The sequence below is a fragment of the Nocardia nova NBRC 15556 genome (assembly GCF_001613005.1).
GTDB classification, from domain to species: domain Bacteria; phylum Actinomycetota; class Actinomycetes; order Mycobacteriales; family Mycobacteriaceae; genus Nocardia; species Nocardia nova.
In genome coordinates this window covers 1-19,520 of sequence record NZ_BDBN01000128.1, presented here as the reverse complement: position 1 = coordinate 19,520, position 19,520 = coordinate 1, and the positions used below count along the sequence as shown (strand labels likewise).

Below are 19,520 nucleotides of genomic sequence, written 5' to 3'. Positions count from 1 at the left end.
GCGGCGCCGCCGCAGGCCCGCGGCAGCAAGCCACAGGCCAGCACCACCCCGGCGCCGACCTCCAACGCCGCTCCCACCAAGACCTCCCCGGCCGAACCGGCCGCCGACGAGTCGAAGGTGCTGCGCGGACCGGCCGCGGCGATCGTCAAGAACATGTCGTCGTCGCTGACCATCCCGACCGCTACCAGCGTGCGCGCCATCCCGGCGAAGCTGATGATCGACAACCGGCTGGTCATCAACAACCACCTCGCCCGCACCCGCGGCGGCAAGATCTCGTTCACCCACCTGCTCGGCTACGCGATCGTCCAGGCGGTCAAGGCGTTCCCGAACATGAACCGCCACTTCGCCGAGGTCGACGGTAAGCCGAACGCGGTCACCCCCGCGCACACCAACCTCGGCCTGGCGATCGACCTGCCGGGCAAGGACGGCAGCCGCACTCTCGTCGTCGCGGCGATCAAGAACACCGAGACGATGTCGTTTGCGCAGTTCCACAGCGCCTACGAGGACATCGTGCGCCGCGCGCGCGACGGCAAGCTCACCACCGAGGACTTCACCGGCGTCACCATCTCGCTGACCAACCCGGGCACCATCGGCACCAACCACTCGGTGCCGCGGCTGATGCCCGGTCAGGGCGCGATCATCGGTGCGGGCGCCATGGAGTACCCGGCCGAATTCCAGGGCATGAGCGACCAGCAGCTCGCCGAGATCGGTATCGGCAAGCTGATGACGCTGACCTCCACCTACGACCACCGCATCATCCAGGGCGCGGAGTCGGGCGATTTCCTGCGCACCATCCACAACCTGCTGATCTCCGACGAATTCTTCGACGAGATCTTCCACGGCATGGGTGTGCCCTACGAGCCGGTCCGCTGGCGCAAGGACATCAAAGAGCGCGGTGTCGACAAGAGCGTGCGCGTCCAGGAGCTGATCGCGGCGTATCGCAGTCGCGGCCACCTGATGGCCGACACCGATCCGCTGCGGCTGGTGAAGGACAAGTTCCGCAGCCATCCCGACCTCGACGTCACCCAGCACGGCCTGACCCTGTGGGACCTCGACCGTGAATTCAACGTCGCGGGCTTCCACGGCCAGGAGCGGATGAAGCTGCGCGACGTGCTGTCGGTGCTGCGCGACGCGTACTGCCGCCACGTCGGTGTGGAGTACACCCACATCCTGGAAACCGAACAGCTGCAATGGATTCAGCAGCGGGTCGAGCAGAAGCACGAGAAGCCGACCGTCGCCCAGCAGAAGTACATCCTGTCGCGGCTGAACGCGGCCGAGGCGTTCGAGACCTTCCTGCAGACCAAGTACGTCGGCCAGAAGCGCTTCTCACTGGAGGGCGCCGAGTCGACCATCCCGATGATGGACGCCGTCATCGACCAGTGCGCCGAGCACGGGCTCGACGAGGTCGTCATCGGCATGCCGCACCGCGGTCGCCTGAACGTACTGGCCAATATCGTCGGCAAGCCGTACTCGCAGATCTTCACCGAGTTCGAGGGCAACATGAACCCGGCCGCCACCCACGGCTCGGGCGATGTGAAGTACCACCTCGGCGCGCACGGCACCTACATCCAGATGTTCGGCGACAACGACATCGAGGTCTCGCTGACGGCCAACCCGTCGCACCTCGAGGCCGTCGACCCGGTGCTGGAGGGTCTGGTCCGCGCGAAGCAGGACCTGCTCACCAAGGAAGACCTGGTCACCAAGGGCGAGGAGGCTCGCACCTTCTCGGTCGTGCCGCTGATGCTGCACGGTGACGCGGCCTTCGCCGGCCAGGGTGTGGTCGCCGAGACGCTGAACATGTCGGGCCTGCGCGGCTACCGCGTCGGCGGCACGGTGCACATCGTGGTGAACAACCAGATCGGTTTCACCACCGCACCGGAGAACAGCCGCTCCACCGAGTACTCGACCGATATCGCCAAGTCGATCGGCGCGCCGATCTTCCACGTCAACGGCGACGATCCCGAGGCCTGCACCTGGGTGGCGCGCCTGGCGACCGACTTCCGCGAGAAGTTCCACAAGGACGTGGTCATCGACCTCATCTGCTACCGCCGTCGCGGCCACAACGAGGGCGACGACCCGTCGATGACCCAGCCGTACATGTACGACGTCATCGACACCAAGCGCAGCGTCCGCAAGTCCTACACCGAGGCCCTGATCGGCCGCGGTGACATCTCGATGAAAGAGGCCGAGGACGCCCTGCGGGACTACCAGGGTCAGCTGGAGCGGGTGTTCAACGAGGTCCGCGAGCTGGAGAAGTACCCGCCGGAGCCGAGTGAATCGGTCGAGCAGGAGCAGACCGTTCCGGGCACCGTCGTCACCGCCGTGGACAAGTCGGTGCTGCAGCGCATCGGCGACGCCTTCCTCGGCGTGCCGGACGGCTTCAACGTGCATCCGCGCGTCAAGCCGGTGCTGGAGCGCCGCCGGGAGATGGCCTACGAGGGCAAGATCGACTGGGCCTTCGCCGAGTTGCTCGCCTTCGGCACGCTGATCGACGAGGGCCGCGCGGTGCGCTTGACCGGTCAGGACTCCCGGCGCGGCACCTTCACCCAGCGGCATTCGGTGATCATCGACCGCAAGTCCGGTGCGGAGTACACCCCGCTGCACAACATCGGCAGCGAGAATCCGGGCTGGTTCGCGGTGCACGACTCGGCGCTGAGCGAATTCGCGGCCGTCGGTTTCGAATACGGCTACTCGCTGGGCAACCCGGACGCGCTGGTCCTGTGGGAGGCGCAGTTCGGCGACTTCGTCAACGGCGCGCAGTCGATCATCGACGAGTTCATCTCCTCCGGTGAGGCCAAGTGGGGTCAGCTGTCGGAGGTCGTGCTGCTGCTGCCGCACGGTCACGAGGGTCAGGGTCCCGACCACACCTCCGGCCGCATCGAGCGGTTCCTGCAGCTGTGCGCCGAGGGTTCGATGACGGTGGCGGTCCCCTCCACTCCGTCGAACTACTTCCACCTGCTGCGCCGGCACGCGCTCGACGGCATCCGCCGCCCGCTGATCGTCTTCACCCCGAAGTCGATGCTGCGCAACAAGGCCGTGGTCTCCAACGTCGAGGACTTCACCGACGCGAAGTTCCGCTCGGTGCTCGAGGAGCCGACCTACGAGAGCGGCGACGGCGACCGGTCGAAGGTCAAGCGGATCCTGCTGACCAGCGGCAAGCTCTACTACGAGCTGGTCGCCGAGAAGGCCAAGAAGAACCGTGACGACGTCGCGATCGTGCGCATCGAACAGCTGTATCCGATCCCGTCCTACCGGCTCAACGAGAAGCTCGCGACCTACCCGAACGCCACGGATCTGGCGTGGGTGCAGGAGGAGCCGGCCAACCAGGGCGCCTGGCCGTTCTTCGGGCTGAACCTGCCGGAGATCCTGCCGGACCGGTTCAACAAGCTGCGCCGCATCTCTCGCCGCGCCATGTCGGCCCCGTCCTCGGGTTCGTCGAAGGTGCACGCGGTGGAGCAGCAGGAGATCGTCGACGAGGCGTTCGCCCCCACCGACTAGGTCGTATCGCCCGCACGCCGGGTCGGATCGCTCTGCCGAGCGGTCCGGCCCGGCGTTCGTCGTATCCGGAGCACGAGCGGCGCCGCACCTCCAGCCGCGTCACATTCGGGGGTCCTCGATCGTCGTAATGAGTGAAACAGTCTTGTGCCGCCCCACTTCCGCGTCGTATATTCGGCGTGGAATATTTGAGCCGGAACATGTCGGTCCGCCCGCGTAGTGTGCGGCGGCAGCGACGAAGGGAGTCGAGACCGATGTCCAAGCAGCCGGGTGCCACGTTGACGCCGTTGGCGATCTCGGTACTGGCGCTGCTGGAAGAAGACCGCATGCATCCGTACGAGATGTACCAACTGCTGCTCAAGCGCCGGAAGGACAATCTGCTCAAGATTCGCCCCGGCTCGCTCTATCACACGGTGACCCGGCTGGCCGAACAAGGACTGGTCCAGGCGGAGGGTACCGAGCGTTCGGGTAATCGGCCGGAACGCACCACCTACTGCATCACCGAAGCGGGTACCGCGGCGCTGCGTACCCGGATCGCCGATATCGTCCGGCAGCCGACTCGTGAGTATCCGATCTTTCCCATCGGCTTGGCGGAGGCACACAATCTTCCGGTCGAGGAGGTGATCGCCCTGATCACCGAGCGGATCGGCTGGCTGGACAACGACATCACCGAACTCGACGCCATTCGCGAATGGGCGCGCTCCCGCGAGGTACCCCGCCGGTACTGGATGGTGATCGACTATCTGCGTGGTGTCGCACAACACGAGGTCACGTGGCTGCGCGGTCTCACCGAGGAGTTGCGTGACGGCTCGCTGCCGTGGCTGGAATTCGACGAGGGCGGAACCCGTTGCCCCAACAGAACCGGTGACCTCGGTCACGACTGGGGTGCGGCCCTGACCGACGACGTACTCGCCGAGCTGCGGAAAGGTGGTGCGACCGCTGCCGAGCACTGATCGGGCGCAGGTACGCGGCGCGCCCCGAGACCTTCATACGAACCACCCATCGGTCGTCGTCGTCGATCGATGCCGGGAACAGGAACGAAATCTATGACATCGCAAAGAAATCCGTGGCTGGCGCTGACCGCGCTGGTCGTCGGATTCTTCATGATCCTGCTGGATATGACCATCGTCGCGGTGGCCAATCCGGCGATCATGCAGGATCTGCATACCGACATCAACAAAGTCATCTGGGTGACCAGCGCCTATCTGCTCACCTACGCGGTGCCGCTGCTGGTCACCGGCCGCCTCGGCGACCGCTTCGGACCGAAGAACATCTACCTGGCCGGACTGGCGGTCTTCACGCTGGCCTCGCTGTGGTGCGCGGTCTCGGCCAATGTGGAGATGCTGATCGCGGCCCGCGCGGTGCAGGGCCTGGGCGCGGCGTTGATGACGCCGCAGACCATGGCCGTCATCACCCGCACCTTCCCGCCGGACAAGCGCGGGGCGGCGATGGGGCTGTGGGGCGGCGTCGCCGGCCTCGCGACACTGGTCGGCCCGATCCTCGGCGGCGTGCTGGTCGACTGGCAGGGCTGGAACTGGATCTTCTACATCAACGTGCCGATCGGCGTGGTGGCGTTCGCGCTGGCGGTGTGGCTGGTTCCGAATCTGGAAACCCACCAGCACAAGTTCGATTTCGTGGGCGTGGTGCTCAGCGGTATCGGCATGTTCCTGCTGGTCTTCGGCATCCAGGAGGGCAATACCCGGGATTGGGACGCCTGGATCTGGGCGATGATCATCGCGGGCCTGGTGGTGCTGGGGCTGTTCGTGGTGAACCAGGCGCGCAACAAGGACGAGCCACTGGTGCCGCTGAGCCTGTTCCGCGACCGCAACTTCTCGATGTCGAGCGTCGCGATCGCCGCGATGGGCGCCGCGGTCACCTCGCTGATGGTGCCGGCGTACTTCTACCTGGAGGCGGTGCGCGAGTACACCCCGACCCGGGCCGCGCTGGTCTTCGCGCCGATGGCGATCGTCACCGGCCTGACCGCGCCGTTCATCGGCAAGATCTCCGACCGGATGCCGCCGCGCATCCTGCCCACCATCGGATTCCTGGTGTTCGCCCTGACCGTCTTCGGCTTCGCGGCGCTGATGAAGCCGGACAGCTCCATCGCGGTATTCCTGGTGGTCGCGGCCGTCGCCGGTCTGTCGAACTCCTGCATCTGGGCTCCGCTGGCCTCCACCGCCACCCGCAACCTGCCGATTCATCAGGCGGGCGCCGGTGCGGGTGTCTACAACACCACCCGTCAGGTCGGTTCGGTGCTCGGTAGCGCCGCGATCAGCGCGCTGATCTCGGCCCGCATGTCCGCACAGGGGCTGGGCAGCGGCCAGTTCGGCGAGGGTGGCGGCACCGGGATGGGCCGCATCCCCGAGCAGATCCTCGACAAATTCAGCACGGCCCTGGGCCAGGCGATGATCCTGCCCGGCGCGATTCTGCTGATCGGTGTGGTGGCTTCGGCCCTGTTCGTCGGCAACTCGGCGAAGAAGCAGCAGGAGGAGGCCGAGGCGGGTACCGAGCCGGAGAAGGCAGGCATCCCCGGCTGAGCCCGGTCGGCGCCGAACAGGGTGCGCGACAGCGCGATACGAGGTCCGCGTGGCAGTGCTGCCACGCGGACCTCGCCGTGTTCGGCGCGGTGCGCGTAGCCGATCGGCGCCGGGCCGCATTTCCCGCTCGGCCGCGCCGGCGGAGGTCGCGCGTCTACCCGACTCGGATCGTCCGCGAGGGGTAGCCGCTCGCCCCGTCCGGGATGACGTCGGCGACCTCCGCGGTCTGAACCGTTCCGGTGCCGTCGGTGGCGCGGGCGCGGACCGTATGCGTTCCCGCGGAGGCGTCCCAGTCGTAACTCCATTGCCGCCACGTGTCGACGGACGGTTCGGCGGCCAGGCGGGCGGGTTGCCACGGGCCGTTGTCGATCTGGACCTCGACGGCGTCGATACCGCGATGTTGCGCCCAGGCCACACCGGCGATGGTCACCTTCCCGGCCCGGACGGCACCGCGCGGGGTGTCGATACGGGTGCCGGTCTTGATGGGCCCGCGTTCGGACCAGCCGCGCCGCGTCCAATAGGCCTGGGCGCGATCGAATCTCGTGATCTCGAGTTCGGTGACCCACTTGGTGGCCGAGACGTAACCGTAGAGTCCGGGCACGACCAACCGGGCCGGATATCCGTGTTCCACGGGCAACGGCTCGCCGTTCATGCCGACCGCGAGCAGGGCGTCGCGACCGTCGGTGAGCGCGGCGAGCGGACTTCCGGCGGTGAAGCCGTCGGCACTGCGCGACAACACCATATCGGCGTCCGGATGCGGCCCGGCCTCGGCGATCAACGCGTCGAGCCGATAACCCAGCCAGCTCGCGTTACCGATGAGATCGCCGCCGACCGGATTCGAGACGCAGGTCAGCGTCACCAAGCGTTCCACCGACGGCCGGCGCGCCAGATCGGCGTAGTCGAGCCGGATTTCGCGGTCCACCATGCCGTGGATTCGCAGTGACCACGTCTCCTTGCTGACCTGTGGAACGGTCAGCGCGGTGTCGATCCGGTAGAAGTCGGAATTGGGGGTGAGATACGACGCCAGTCCCGGTACTCGCAGATCCGCGGCCGGATCCACCGGAGGCACAGGCACATTCGGCGGCGGCAACCGCACCGCCGCCCGTTCCCCCGCCACACTGCGGGCGCTCGCCCCGAGTACGCGCCCGGCGATTCCGGCCGCCACCGCCAGTACTCCCACCCCGACGATCCCCCGCATCACCTGCCGTCGATCGACCCGCGCCACATCGGGTTTCACCACGCGGGGCCAGGTGGCTCCGCGCGCACTCAGGCGGGCGTCGTCTCCCTCGAAGGGCGCACCGCCACCCGAGCCCGCCTCGGCTGCTCCACGCTCGATCCGAATCTCTGGCGCGTGAGCCCGGTCCTCTTGCGCCGCAGTGGCTTTCGCCGGATCGGGCACCGCGGCACCACCACCCCGCACCATCGCCGGCGCACCGAACGCCTCGTATCGCCGAATCAACCACCGCAGCGACACGATTGCCAGCGCCACCCCCACGACCGACGGCAGCGCCCAGGTCCAGTTGGCGGCCGGGCGTTCGAGCGCAGCCCACGCCGCCCCGATGCCGAAGACGCCGAGCACCACCGATCCGATCGGCCGCGCGGTTCGCTCGACCACCCCGACGAGCGCCGCGACGATCAGCGCCACCACGCCCATCAGCAGATACAGCATCATTTTGTCGTCGGTGCCGAAGGTGTCGATCGCCCATTCCCGCACCCCGTCGGGCGTGTGATCGACCACCGTCGCCCCGATCGCCGCCAGCGGCGCGCTTCCCGCCCCCACCGGCACCGACACCAACTCCGCGACGCCCAGCGCCAGCCCCGCGGACACGATTCCGCAGGCCGCGCGCAGTCCCGATCCGGCCATAACGGCGAGCGTACTGCGAATTCCCCCCGGTGAACCCGCCCGAACGAGCGCATCGACCACAGCGTCACAGATTCGTCAGAACTCGAAGCCGGACGTGATCCGGCCCATGTCGGCGGTTCCATGGCAAGCACCCAGCCCCTTCTCAGGAATCGCGCGCTTAATTGATAGAGGATCCGAATGCGTCGGGGCCCGGGTCCGAGCCGACACACAGGATGTGACCGAACAGGACGTGATGAGCGTGTATCCGAACGAGGGCAATCGGCCGCACCAGCCCGGACCGTACGAACCACGATCGGGGGCGTACGGTCCGCACGGGTATCCGGGTCAGCCGCCCTACCCGGGGCAGTACCCCTACCCGCAGCAGTATCCGCCGCGAGGACGCGCGCCACGGCACGGCATGACCTTCGGAATGCTGGCGGCCCTGGTCGCGGTGGTGGCGCTCGCCATCGCCCTGGTCGGCTCCCGCATCGACGCCCACGGCCCCGGCCAGGCGGCCCCGTTCGGCCACGGCCAGGGTTCGGTGGTGCAGCCGGTCGATTCGCAACCGCAGTCCGCGGCGCTGGAACAGGCGGCGAACGCGGTGGTGCCGGGCATCGTCGTGATCAACACCGAACTCGGGATGCAGAACGGCGCGGGCGCCGGAACCGGCATCGTGCTCGGATCGGACGGCACCATCCTCACCAACAACCACGTCGTGGAGGGCGCCACCGACATCTCGGCCACCGATCTCGGCAACGGCCGCACCTACAGCGGCAGCGTCGTCGGATTCGACCGTCAGGACGATCTGGCCGTGGTGAAGTTGCAGGGCGCCTCCGGACTGCAGACGGCGCCGCTCGGCGATTCGGACCAGGTGAAGGTCGGCGACGCCATCGTGGGTGTCGGCAACGCGGGCGGCACCGGCTCCCCGACCGCGGCGGGCGGACGCGTCACCGCGCTGGACCGCTCCATCACCGCCAGCGACGAATCGGCCGGCGCCGCCGAGCAGCTGACCGGTCTCATCCAGGTGGCCGCGAACATTCAGCCGGGTGATTCCGGCGGTCCGCTCATCAACAGCTCCGGCCAGGTGGTCGGCGTGAATACCGCCGCATCCCAGGGCTTCCAGCTCGGCGCGAGCGGTGGTCAGGGCTTCGCGATTCCCATGAACAAGGCGAAGACGATCGCCGCGCAGATCCAGGCGGGGAAGAGTTCGGACCGCGTGCACATCGGCGATTCCGCGTTCCTCGGTATCACGATGAGCGATGCCAACGGCTCCGGTGCGCTGGTGCGCAATATCGTGAGTGGCGGTCCGGCACAGGCCGCGGGCCTGGCCGCGGGCGATGTGATCACCGGGCTGGACGGTCACGGCATCGATTCGGCGACCACCATGACCAACACGATGGATCAGCATCACCCGGGCGATACGGTCACACTCACCTGGGTGGACCGCTCGGGACAGAGCGAGTCCGGTCAGGCGTCGCTCGCCCAGGGTCCCGTAGGCTGACGCGACGAGTTCAGCCGGATCTCGATCTCGTCGGCCTTCGTGTCCGGTACGGGCTCAGCCGTGACCCGCACCCCCACCACCGCCCCGGATTCCCGGTCGACGAACGACAGCGGCGGCTTTCCATCCTGCAGATATTTGTCGCCCCACTGCATCAGCGACAGGAATATCGGCAGCAGATCCTCACCGGCCGCGGTCAGGCGGTATTCCGCGCGTTCGCGCCGGCCGGGTTCGCGATACGGCACCCGTTCCACGACGCCCGCCGATTCGAGCTGTTTGAGCGCACGCGACACCGCCGGCGCCGACGTTCCGATCCGGGTCGTGAAGTCCTCGAATCGGGTTGTCCCGTAGAAACATTCGCGCACGACGAGGAATACCGTCCGCGTGCTGAGCAACTCGAGCACCCGTCCGGCCGAACATCGGTCACCGATCGACCAGGCGTCCCGGTCGCTCAGTCGCGGCTCGAACATCATCGACACGAGACCATGTTACCTAACGCTTGCGTTACCCAGCGAGCTGTGCTGTCATCTAACTAACGAGATCGTTATCCAGAGGGTGGGCAGTCGCCCCGAACGATCCGAAAGGACGAGAGATGGCCGGAATCGAAGGCGCGGTCGCACTGGTGACGGGCGGGCAGCGGGGGCTCGGCAGAGCCTTCACCGACGAGCTGCTCAGGCGCGGCGCCGCCAAGGTCTACACCACCGCCCGCGTCCCGAAGGCCGCCGACGACCCCCGCGCCGAGCCGCTCGCCCTGGACGTCACCGACGCCGATTCGGTCGCCGCCGCGGCATTGCGGGCCCGCGACGTCGAGATCGTGGTGAACAATGCCGGCGTACTCCTCCCCGCACCGCTGCTGAGCGCCGATATGGCCGATATCGTCACCACGTTCGACACCAACGTCTTCGGACCGCTGCGGGTAGTCCAGGCATTCGCGCCGATTCTGGCGGACAACGGCGGCGGCGTCCTGATCGACATCCATTCGGTGCTGTCGTGGGCCGCGGGCGCGGCGGCCTACGGTGCGTCGAAGGCGGCGCTGTGGTCGCTGACCAATTCGCTGCGGCTGGAGCTGGCCGCACAGCGCACGCAGGTGGTCGGCGTCCATCTGGGATTCGCCGATACCGAGATGGTGCGGCGCCTTCCCGGCGACAAGCTCGCGCCGAGCGTGGTGGCCGAGGCTGTCTTCGACGGCGTACTGCGCGGCGATACCGAAGTGCTGGTCGACGACGTCACGCGCGGCGTGAAGGCGGCACTGTCCGGCCCCGTCGAGGGCCTCGCACTGACCATCTCCCGCTGAACCCGTTACCGCACATCATCTTTCGAAAGGAACCACCGATGCCACTGTGGCATGTGCACCACCCCGCCGACACCTATTCCGACGCCGACAAACAGGATTTCGCCCGGGACATCACCGCGCTGTACGCCTCCTTCGGCTTGCCGGAGTTCTACGTCGTCGTGCTGTTCCAGGAGATCGAGGAGACGTCCTTCTTCGTCGGCGGGAAGCCGTCGAACAACACGGTGCGAATCGTCGTGGAACATCTCGCCCGCCATCTGGACGACCCGCAGATGCGCAAGCGATCGACGCAGCGGCTCAACTCGATCATGGAGCCCTACACCGGCGCGCGTGGATTGCACTGGGAATTCCACACTTACGAATCCCCGCGCGATCTGTGGATGATCGACGGACTGTTCCCACCGGACGCCGGCAGCGAGGCAGAAAAGGCGTGGGCGCGCGCCAACGAGCCCATTCCCTACAGCTAGCTCCCCACAACCGACGCCGCCCGGCGGGTCACGGCGTGCGGTCGAAATCTATTCGCCGCCGTACAGATTGATCATCCACGGCACCGAGAATTTGTCGGTGACCATACCGAACTGCTTCGCCCACTCGGTTTTGCCCAGTGGCATGGTGACCTGTCCGCCCGCGGACAGCCCGGTGAAGATCCGTCCGGCCTCGGCCTCGTCGTCCATATCCAGGCAGACGCTGAACGGCACGTTGTCGTGGTTGATCTGCTGATCGGGCGGACAGTCCGACCCCATCAGCAGCTGATCCTCCCGCCAGGTCAACGCGGCGTTGGCGATTCGCTTGCCCACCTCTTCGGGCAGGTTCCCGCCACCGCCGTCACCCATGTCGCGGTAGCGAACCATCTGCAGTTCCCCGCCCAGGATCGACTGATAGAAGGTGAATGCCTCCTCGGCATCACCGTCGAACAACAGATATGCGGTAGCCGACTTCACGATTGCCTCCTCCGGAGTGGATACGGGCCTGCGGCCGGCGGCCGCGGCCCCACAGATGAGACGGCGGCAGCCGGAGAAAATCATCGCCGGATATCGCGCATATCGTCGCACGTCGAAACGCAGAACGGCCCGCCTTCGAGAAGGCGGGCCGTTCTGCGTTCGGGCGGGCTCAGCCGTAGATCGCCTCGACCTCGTCCGCGTAGTTCTTCATCACCACGTTGCGCTTGAGCGACATCTTCGGCGTCAGCTCACCGCTCTCCTCGGTCCAGTCGACCGGCAGGATGCGGGTCTTCTTGATCGCCTCCGCGTGCGAGACCAGCTTGTTGGTGTCCTTGACCGCCTTGTCGATCTCGGCGTTCAGTTCGGGCAGCTCGATCAGCTTCTCGATCGGGGTGTCCTCGGGCACGTTGTTGCGGGTCTTCCAGCCGGGCAGCGCCTCCGGGTCGAGGGTGATCAGCGCGCCGACGAACGGCTTGCCGTCGCCCACCACCATCACCTGACTGATCAGCGGATGCGAGCGCAGGGAATCCTCGAGCATCGCCGGGGAGACGTTCTTACCGCCGGCGGTGACGATGATTTCCTTCTTGCGGCCGGTGATCGTGATGAAGCCCTGTTCGTCGATCGCACCGAGATCGCCGGTCTTGAACCAGCCGTCGTCGAAGGCGTCCTCGGTCGCTGTCGGGTTGTTCCAATACCCGGCGAAGACGACCGGGCCGCGCAGCAGCAGCTCGCCGTCGTCGGCCACCTTCGCGGCGTGACCACCGAGCGGGCGGCCCACCGAGCCGACCTTCAGGTGCTCGGGGGTGTTCACCGAAACAGCGGCGGTGCTCTCGGTCAGGCCGTAGCCCTCGTAGATCGTGACGCCGATGCCGCGGAAGAAGTGGCCCAGCCGCGCGCCGAGGGGGCCGCCGCCGGAGACGGCGGACTTGCAGCGCCCGCCCATGGCCTCGCGCAGCTTGCCGTAGACCAGTTTGTCGAACACGGTGTGCTTGACCTTGAGCACCAGCCCCGGGCCGCCGTTGTCCAGGGCCTGGCTGTACTCCACGGCGGTGTCGGCGGCGAGATCGAAGATCTTGCCCTTGCCGCCGTCGTGCGCCTTCTGCTTGGCGCCGTTGAACACCTTCTCGAACACCCGCGGCACCGAGAGGATGAAGTCCGGCTTGTACTCGCCGAACTGCTCGACCAGCGTCGACCAGTCGGCCGTGTGCGCGACGGTGACACCGGCGTCGAAGGCCGCCAGCGCGACCGCGCGGGCGAAGACGTGGGCCAGCGGCAGGAACAGCAGCGACCGGTGGCCCGGCTTGAGGAACTGCGGCATCGCGGCGCGGTCGGCAGCCGATTCGGCGTAGAGGTTGGCATGCGAGAGCATGACGCCCTTGGGCCGGCCGGTGGTGCCCGAGGTGTAGATCAGCGACGCCGGCGAGGCGGCCTCGACCTGCTTGCGGCGCTCGTGCACGACCTCGTCGCCGAGGTCCTTGCCGCGGGCGACCAGGGTGTCGATCGCGCCGTCGTCGATCACCAGCGGCTCGCCCAATTCGGGCAGACCGTCCTCGATCTCGGCGATGGTGGCCCGGTGCCGGGCGTTCTCGACCACGATCAGCTTCGTGCCCGAATCCGAGAGGATCCAGCGCGCCTGTTCGGCGGAGGAGCTGTCGAAGATCGCGACGGTGCAGCCGCCGGCCGCCCAGATGGCGAAGTCCAGCACGACCCACTCGTACCGGGTGGAGGCCAGGATGGCGACCCGGTCGCCGAGTTCGATGCCCGAGGCGATCAGTCCCTTGGCCACCGCGGTGACGTGCTTCGCGAACTCCGCCGCGGTGACATCTGTCCAACCGCCCTTGCCGTCCGGCCTGTTGAACACCACCAGGCCGGGCGTGCGCTCGGCGTGCCGGAAGGCGCCATCGGACATATTGGCGTCTTCGGGGATGGTGTAGGTAGCCGGGACTTCGAACTCTCGCATCGGTGCCCTTCCACGTGGTCTACTCGCCAGTAATTTACGCCAGCCGCAACGGCAGGTTCCGCCCGGCCGCCCGGTCGAGGATTTTCGACGTGGGTGCGGCCGGGCGGAACCTGTCCTACGGCTTCTATCCTATGGATCCGGTTTGCGCTGGTTGCAGCGATTGACCGAGGAATCCCGCCAGTTCGCGCGCGGCGAGCGCGGCCGGCGCCACCAGCGACGCCTGCAACTGCGAGACGTGCCAGAGCCCGCGCGTCACCGAGAACTGCATCGGCACCTCCGCGGCCCGCAGCGCCGCCGCCAGGCGCACGCACTGCGAATGCAGCAACTCGCCCTCGTCGACCTGGACGTAGGTCCCGGGCAGCCCACCCAGGGACCCCAGCAGTGGCGCGTAGCCCGGATCCAGCGGATCGCCGTCGCCCAGATAGGCGGCGGCGCACAACCGCGACCACGCCTTGTTGACCACCAGATCCCGCTCGCGCGCCGGCAGCTCGTTCGGATCGGCCCACGGGGCGATCAAACCCAGTGCGGCGGGCCGCATTCCGTGCCGGTCGCGCAACCGCAACGCCAGCGCGAGCGACAGTCCGCCGCCGGCGGAATCGCCCGCCACCGCGATCTGCTGCGGCGCGAGTCCGGTGGACACCAGCTCCAGGAAGGCCGCCTCGGCATCGTCGAGCGCGGCCGGATACGGATGTTCCGGCGCCAGCCGATAGTCCGGAACATAGACCGGACAACCGATTTCGCGCGCCAGATGCGCCGCCAGCGACCGATGGGTCGCCGGCGACCCGATGGTGTACCCACCACCGTGCAGATACAGCACCGCAGCCGGTCCGGCGGCCGGTCCGGCGGTCACCCGCTCGGCGGGACGGCCGCCCAGCCGCATCCGATGCACCCGGGTGCCGGCGGGCAGCCTCTGCAACACCGAACCGGCGTCGAGCAGGTAGCGCTGGGCCTCCCACGGCAGCCGGCTGTGCATCGCGAACCGGAACATCGGCCCGAGGACGGCCCGCGCGACGGGCAGCGGCAGGGACAAGGGTTTCGAAAGACCAGGCATCACAGTCGGTTCCCGCGGCGGATCAGGGCAGGAACCGGCTGTTGACGACGTTCGCGATGCGCTGATAGTAGGACGCGGTGGTGCGCACGAACAGATCGAGCGCCTTCGCCTCCCAGCCGATCAGCACGCGGCCGTGGCCCTTGCGCACGGCCTCGGTGATGGTCTGCGCGGCCATCTCCGGGGTGTGCAGGGCGAGCTGCTTGTCGAAGAACGAGGAGAACTTCTGGGCGTCGATCCCCTCGGCGTAGGTGGCGTTGCGCGCCACGGCGGTCTTGATACCGCCGGGATGGACGCAGGTCACCTTGACCGGATGCTTGCGCGCCATCATCTCCTGGCGCAGCGATTCGGTGAAGCCGCGGACCGCGAATTTGGCCGCGTTGTACGCACTCTGGCCCGGCACCGCGATCAGGCCGAACAGACTGGACACGTTGATCACGTGCCCGTCACCGGATTCGATGAGGGCCGGCAGGAACGCCTTGGTGCCGTTGACGACGCCCCAGAAATCGACATCCATGATGCGCTCGATGTCTTTGAACTGGGAGTCGATCACCTCGCCGTGGAAGGCGATACCGGCGTTGTTGTAGATCTGGTGCACCACGCCGAAGTGCTTTTTCACCTCGTCGGCGTAGAGCAGCACCGCTTCACGCTCGGCCACGTTGAGCCGATCGGACTTCACCTGCGCGCCCAGCGCCTCGACACGGCGGACGGTTTCGGCCAGACCCTCGGTATCGATGTCGGAGAGGGCGAGTTTCGCGCCCCGGCGGGCCAGATTCTCGGCCAGCGCGCGGCCGATACCCGAGCCGGCGCCCGTGATCACACATACCTTGCCCGTGAAATAAGCGTCATTGCTCACTGTGCTGCTACCACTTTCAGATCGGGACCCGCGGCCCCGTCGGTCGATCGGGTCGTGTCGTATGCCGCGACGTCGAATTTCTCGGTCAGCTTGCGGAAGCGGAACGTGAAATCGGGCCACAGCGTGGTGTTGTTGCCGTGCTTGTCCAGATACCAGCTGGCACAACCACCGTTGAGCCAGACGCTGTTGGACATGCGGTCCTGCAGATCGCGGTTGTAGCTGTCCTGCGCGTCTTTCCTCACCTCGACCGTACGCAGGCCGCGCTGGTCGAAGGTGGCGATCGCGTCGGCGATGTAGTTGATCTGCGATTCGATCATGTACACCATCGAGGTGTGGCCGAGGCCGACGTTCGGGCCGAGCAGGAAGAACATGTTCGGGAAGTTGTGGATCGCCGCACCCTTGTAGCCCTGCTGTCCGATCTCGTCGAACAGTTCGGTGAGCGTGCGGCCGTCGCGACCGGAGATCGTCTCGTACACCGGCGAATCGGTGACGTGGAATCCGGTCGCCACGATGAGCGCGTCGATCTCGCGCTCGGTGCCGTCGGCGGTGACGATGGAATTCGCGCGGATCTCGCGGATGGCGTCGGTGACCACGTCGACGTTGTCGCGCCCGAGCGCCGGGTAGTACTCGTTAGAGATCAGCATGCGCTTGCAGCCGATGCGGAAGTTCGGCGTGACCTTCTCCCGCAGCTGCGCGTCCGGCACCTCGAGCCGCAGCTTCAGCCGGGCCAGGCCCTCCAGCGCGAGCATGGCCGGCGGGAATTTCGCCAGGCCGACGACCTGCGTTTCACGGGCGGCGTAGATGGCCGCGCGCGACAACTTCTGCACGCCCGGAACGTATTTGAAGGCCAGGCGCTCGGGCAGGGTGTACGGGCGGTCGATCCGCGGCAGCAGCCACGGCGCCGTGCGCTGGTAGACGTCGAGATGGGCCACCTTCGGCGCGATCGACGGCACGATCTGGATGGCGGAGGCGCCGGTGCCGATCACCGCGACCCGCTCGCCGGTCAGATCCGCGTCGTGATCCCAGCGCGCGGAGTGAAAGATGCGGCCCCGGAAATCGTTGATGCCCTTGATATCCGGAAGATTCGGCTCGCACAGCGCGCCGACGGCGGAGACCAGGATATCCGCGGTGAACGCGCCCTTGCTGGTCTGCACCTCCCAGCGGGCTTGCTCCTCGTTCCACCGGGCGCCGGTCATCTCGCAGTCGAAGATGTGCTTGTCCCGCACGCCGTGACGGTCGGCCACGCCCTGGATGTAGGACTGGATCTCCGGCTGCTTGGAGAACGAGCGCGACCAGTTCGGATTGAGCGCGAACGAGTAGGAGTACAGCTGCGACGGCACATCGCAGGCCGCGCCGGGGTAGGTGTTGTCGCGCCAGGTACCGCCGACGTCGTTGCCGCGCTCGAGCACCAGGTAGTCGTCGCGACCCTGCCGGCTCAAACGGATGGCCAGGCCCAGGCCCGAGAATCCACTGCCGACGATCAACGTATGCACATGACGCGCCCCCGCTGCACTGCGGCTCCGCCCATCACGGCCTTCGCGGCGCTCTCCGTGGTCACGCAAGCTACCGCCTTCGAGCGCGTCGCTACGGCCGTTGTCTGTAACCCTACGACTCATGTATCAAACCCTACGATCCTATTGAGCAGGAGTCAACAGTATTGACTACCGTTCAGTAGGATGGCAACCGTGAGTGACAACGGTCCCGGCACCAAACGGGTGCGGCTGAGCCCGGACGAACGCCGCGAACAGCTGGTGTCCCTGGGCGTGAAAATGCTGCGCGACCGCACGCTGGAGGACATTTCCATCGGGGAGATCGCACGGCAGGCGGGAATCTCGCGCGGCCTGCTCTTCCACTACTTCGCCTCGAAACAGGATTTTCAGCGCGCCATCGTGCGCCGCGCCAACGAGGAACTACTCGCTCGCACCATGCCCGACCGCAGCCTCGATCTGTTCAGCATGCTGCGCGACGCGGTCGAACGCTACATCGACTACGTCAGCGAGAACCGGATCTCCTATCAGGGCCTGCTGCGCGGACCCGCCAGCGGCAGCCCCGAACTGGTAGCCCTCGCCGATGCCACCCGCGATGCCATGGTGGACCGCATCCTCACCGAAACCCCGCTGGCGGCAGACGATCCCGAACTGCCGCGACTGCGCCTGGTCTTCCGCGGCTGGATCGCGTTCGTCGAGGAGACGACGCTGATCTGGTTGCGGGAGGAGCAGATCGGCCGTACCGAGTTGATCGACACCCTGGTCGGCGCACTACCCGCGCTCGCCATGCATCCCGTGCTCACCGAATGGCTGGCCGGTTCGGCCGACGGCAGCGTGCTGCCCGCGTGATCCCGGCAGCGTGCTGCCCGCGTGATCCCGGCAGCGTGCTGCCCGCGTGGTCTCAGTCCTCGTGCAGGTATCCGGCGCGATCGCCGCGCCGCGGCAACCAGAGCGCGGTGACCACGGCGGCGACCAGGATCATGATCGCCGACACCAGCAGCGCCACCTCGAGTCCGCGGTGGAAGGCCTCGTAGGTGGCATGGATGACCCGGTTCACGATCGGCCCGTAGGCGGCCGAGGCCGCCGCGTCACCGCCGGCCGGAACGTTGCCGGTCTCGATGGCGTCGATGACGATGGCCTGGAAATTCGCCGGAACGCCGATCTGCTGCAACCGATCTCGCAGATCGGAGTTCAGGAATGAGTTGACCAGCGACCCCAGCGCGGCCACCCCCACCACCGCGCCGACCTGACGCATGGTGTTCGTGGCCGCGGCGGCCATACCGGAGTGTTCGGCCGGAACACCGGACAGAACGGCGGAGGTCAGCGGCACCACCGCGATCCCGAAACCGAGTCCCGCCAGCATCAGGGCCAGCGCCAGGGGCGTGAATTCGACTGTGACGCCGAGGAACTGGCGAGTGAGCAGAATACCTGCGGCGCCGAGCACACAGCCGGCGATCATCGGCGTGCGGGAGCCGCGCAGTGCCACCCAGAATCCGGAGATCAGCGAGCCGACGATGATGGCCACGGCCATCGGGCCGAACACCGCGGCGGTTCGCCACCCCGAATAGTCGACCACTTCCTGCAGATACAGCGCGGTAAAGAAGAAGATCGAGAAGATCCCGAAGTACACCGCGAACGCGACCACCAGCGCACTGCGCACCAGCGGTCGCTCCAGGTAGCGGAAGTCGAACATCGGATTGGCCGCGCGCGACTCGACCACCAGGAAGGCGACGAAGGCGATCGCTCCGATCACGAACAGCGTGATCACCGAGGCGGCCGAATACCCCACCTGCTCACCGGAGATGGCCGCGTAGATCACGCAGCCGAGAAAGGTCGCGCCCAGGACGAATCCGGCCCAGTCGACCGGGCCGGGCTGCGGATCGGCGCTTTCCGGGACGAATTTCAGCGCCGCTGCCAGCACCACCACGCCGACGATCAGGTTGAACCAGAAGATCGAGCGCCAGCCGAACGCCCCGACCAGCAGGCCGCCGATCACCGGCCCCAGCGCCAGCGCCAACCCGGAGACCGCCGCCCACGCGCCCAGCGCCTTCGCGCGGGCGCCACGATCGGGGAAGATGTGCCGGATCACCGACAGCGTGCCCGGTTCGGAGGCCGCCGCACCGACACCCATCACCGCGCGCCCGGCGATCAGGATCGAGACACTGCCGGCCACCGCGGACAACACCGAGCCGAGGGCGAACACCACCAGCCCGCCGACCATGACGCGTTTGCGGCCCCACCGGTCGCCGAGAGTGCCCGCGGTGAGCATCAGACTCGCGAACACCAGCGTGTAGGCGTTCACCACCCACTGCAGCGACACCACACCGGCATGCAGGTCGGACTGGACGGCGCCCAGGGCGACGCTGACGATCGTGGTGTCGAGGAAGGTGACGAACAGGACGGCGGTGACCACCGCGAGCGCCACATAGGGACGCTCGGCACCGGGCGACACAGGCTGCGCCGCAACGGAATCCATCGAAGCCGCACCGCTCGCCGCCGCGGGCTCGGCCCGTGCACTCGCGGCGGGGCCGGTACCGGGCACAGCGGATTCGGAGCCCGCCCCG

At 67.4% G+C, this 19,520-nt stretch carries 15 protein-coding genes; 7 read left to right on the top strand and 8 right to left on the bottom strand.

Annotated features, from left to right (window positions below; genetic code table 11):
* The 3 genes from NN2_RS33365 to NN2_RS33355 form a co-directional block, all read left to right on the top strand.
* Positions 1-3,498 (top strand): multifunctional oxoglutarate decarboxylase/oxoglutarate dehydrogenase thiamine pyrophosphate-binding subunit/dihydrolipoyllysine-residue succinyltransferase subunit (locus NN2_RS33365; RefSeq protein ID WP_063019040.1); only part of this gene is annotated, 3,498 nt, incomplete at its 5' end.
* A 251-nt stretch (positions 3,499-3,749) separates the two neighbouring features.
* Positions 3,750-4,448, top strand: coding sequence for a PadR family transcriptional regulator (locus tag NN2_RS33360; protein WP_030514941.1), 699 nt, complete (start codon positions 3,750-3,752; stop codon positions 4,446-4,448).
* 93 nt (positions 4,449-4,541) lie between these two features.
* The gene (locus tag NN2_RS33355; RefSeq protein ID WP_063019038.1) at positions 4,542-6,032 is read left to right on the top strand and encodes a DHA2 family efflux MFS transporter permease subunit; all 1,491 of its coding nucleotides are present in this window, start codon (positions 4,542-4,544) and stop codon (positions 6,030-6,032) included.
* Between the two features lie 154 nt (positions 6,033-6,186).
* On the opposite strand, the gene NN2_RS33350 is transcribed toward NN2_RS33355, so the two are convergent.
* Complete coding sequence (locus NN2_RS33350; protein WP_063019036.1) at positions 6,187-7,896, bottom strand: molybdopterin-dependent oxidoreductase; 1,710 nt, start codon at positions 7,894-7,896, stop codon at positions 6,187-6,189.
* 397 nt (positions 7,897-8,293) lie between these two features.
* Here NN2_RS33350 and NN2_RS33345 point away from each other — a divergent pair, with 397 nt between their 5' ends.
* Positions 8,294-9,376 carry a S1C family serine protease gene (locus NN2_RS33345; protein ID WP_063019046.1) on the top strand — a complete coding sequence of 361 codons (1,083 nt, stop codon included), beginning with the start codon at positions 8,294-8,296 and terminating at the stop codon, positions 9,374-9,376.
* Here NN2_RS33345 and NN2_RS33340 read toward each other — a convergent pair.
* A complete protein-coding gene (locus NN2_RS33340) occupies positions 9,343-9,846 on the bottom strand; it encodes a winged helix-turn-helix transcriptional regulator (RefSeq protein ID WP_063019044.1) in 504 nt (167 codons plus the stop codon). The genes NN2_RS33345 and NN2_RS33340 overlap by 34 nt on opposite strands.
* Before the next feature lie 119 nt (positions 9,847-9,965).
* Between NN2_RS33340 and NN2_RS33335 the strand changes: the two genes are divergently transcribed.
* Both NN2_RS33335 and NN2_RS33330 read left to right on the top strand, forming a co-directional pair.
* Positions 9,966-10,667 carry an SDR family oxidoreductase gene (locus tag NN2_RS33335; RefSeq protein WP_063019034.1) on the top strand — a complete coding sequence of 234 codons (702 nt, stop codon included), beginning with the start codon at positions 9,966-9,968 and terminating at the stop codon, positions 10,665-10,667.
* Between the two features lie 38 nt (positions 10,668-10,705).
* Positions 10,706-11,131, top strand: coding sequence for a tautomerase family protein (locus NN2_RS33330; protein ID WP_063019032.1), 426 nt, complete (start codon positions 10,706-10,708; stop codon positions 11,129-11,131).
* Positions 11,132-11,179: 48 nt separating this feature from the next.
* On the opposite strand, the gene NN2_RS33325 is transcribed toward NN2_RS33330, so the two are convergent.
* The 5 genes from NN2_RS33325 to NN2_RS33305 all read right to left on the bottom strand — a co-directional run bounded on the left by NN2_RS33325 (position 11,180) and on the right by NN2_RS33305 (position 17,085).
* Positions 11,180-11,605: a VOC family protein gene (locus NN2_RS33325; protein WP_063910944.1), complete on the bottom strand. Its 426-nt coding sequence runs from the start codon at positions 11,603-11,605 to the stop codon at positions 11,180-11,182.
* 169 nt (positions 11,606-11,774) lie between these two features.
* Entirely contained in the window at positions 11,775-13,565 is a 1,791-nt protein-coding gene (locus NN2_RS33320; protein ID WP_063019029.1) for an AMP-dependent synthetase/ligase, read from the bottom strand.
* Between the two features lie 124 nt (positions 13,566-13,689).
* Complete coding sequence (locus tag NN2_RS33315; RefSeq protein ID WP_063019027.1) at positions 13,690-14,616, bottom strand: alpha/beta hydrolase fold domain-containing protein; 927 nt, start codon at positions 14,614-14,616, stop codon at positions 13,690-13,692.
* A 22-nt stretch (positions 14,617-14,638) separates the two neighbouring features.
* The gene (locus NN2_RS33310) at positions 14,639-15,469 is read right to left on the bottom strand and encodes an SDR family NAD(P)-dependent oxidoreductase (RefSeq protein WP_030514931.1); all 831 of its coding nucleotides are present in this window, start codon (positions 15,467-15,469) and stop codon (positions 14,639-14,641) included.
* Positions 15,466-17,085 (bottom strand): flavin-containing monooxygenase, encoded by a 1,620-nt coding sequence (locus tag NN2_RS33305; protein ID WP_082857450.1) that lies wholly within the window; start codon positions 17,083-17,085, stop codon positions 15,466-15,468. The genes NN2_RS33310 and NN2_RS33305 overlap by 4 nt, the downstream gene beginning before the upstream one ends.
* Positions 17,086-17,145: 60 nt before the next feature.
* On the opposite strand from NN2_RS33305, the gene NN2_RS33300 reads away from it, so the two are divergent.
* Positions 17,146-17,805, top strand: a complete 660-nt coding sequence (locus NN2_RS33300; protein ID WP_063019023.1) for a TetR/AcrR family transcriptional regulator — start codon at positions 17,146-17,148, stop codon at positions 17,803-17,805.
* A 52-nt stretch (positions 17,806-17,857) separates the two neighbouring features.
* Here NN2_RS33300 and NN2_RS33295 read toward each other — a convergent pair.
* The coding region (locus tag NN2_RS33295; protein WP_369689976.1) for an MFS transporter at positions 17,858-19,520 on the bottom strand (1,663 nt) is incomplete at its 5' end.

Coding starts and splice junctions, on each gene's coding strand:
- NN2_RS33300 (WP_063019023.1), top strand. CDS start 17,146: ATGGCAACCGTGAGTGACAACGGTCCCGGCACCAAACGGGTGCGGCTG.
- NN2_RS33315 (WP_063019027.1), bottom strand. CDS start 14,616: ATGCCTGGTCTTTCGAAACCCTTGTCCCTGCCGCTGCCCGTCGCGCGG.
- NN2_RS33335 (WP_063019034.1), top strand. CDS start 9,966: ATGGCCGGAATCGAAGGCGCGGTCGCACTGGTGACGGGCGGGCAGCGG.
- NN2_RS33330 (WP_063019032.1), top strand. CDS start 10,706: ATGCCACTGTGGCATGTGCACCACCCCGCCGACACCTATTCCGACGCC.
- NN2_RS33305 (WP_082857450.1), bottom strand. CDS start 17,085: ATGAGTCGTAGGGTTACAGACAACGGCCGTAGCGACGCGCTCGAAGGC.
- NN2_RS33345 (WP_063019046.1), top strand. CDS start 8,294: ATGACCTTCGGAATGCTGGCGGCCCTGGTCGCGGTGGTGGCGCTCGCC.
- NN2_RS33360 (WP_030514941.1), top strand. CDS start 3,750: ATGTCCAAGCAGCCGGGTGCCACGTTGACGCCGTTGGCGATCTCGGTA.
- NN2_RS33320 (WP_063019029.1), bottom strand. CDS start 13,565: ATGCGAGAGTTCGAAGTCCCGGCTACCTACACCATCCCCGAAGACGCC.
- NN2_RS33355 (WP_063019038.1), top strand. CDS start 4,542: ATGACATCGCAAAGAAATCCGTGGCTGGCGCTGACCGCGCTGGTCGTC.
- NN2_RS33350 (WP_063019036.1), bottom strand. CDS start 7,896: ATGGCCGGATCGGGACTGCGCGCGGCCTGCGGAATCGTGTCCGCGGGG.
- NN2_RS33340 (WP_063019044.1), bottom strand. CDS start 9,846: ATGATGTTCGAGCCGCGACTGAGCGACCGGGACGCCTGGTCGATCGGT.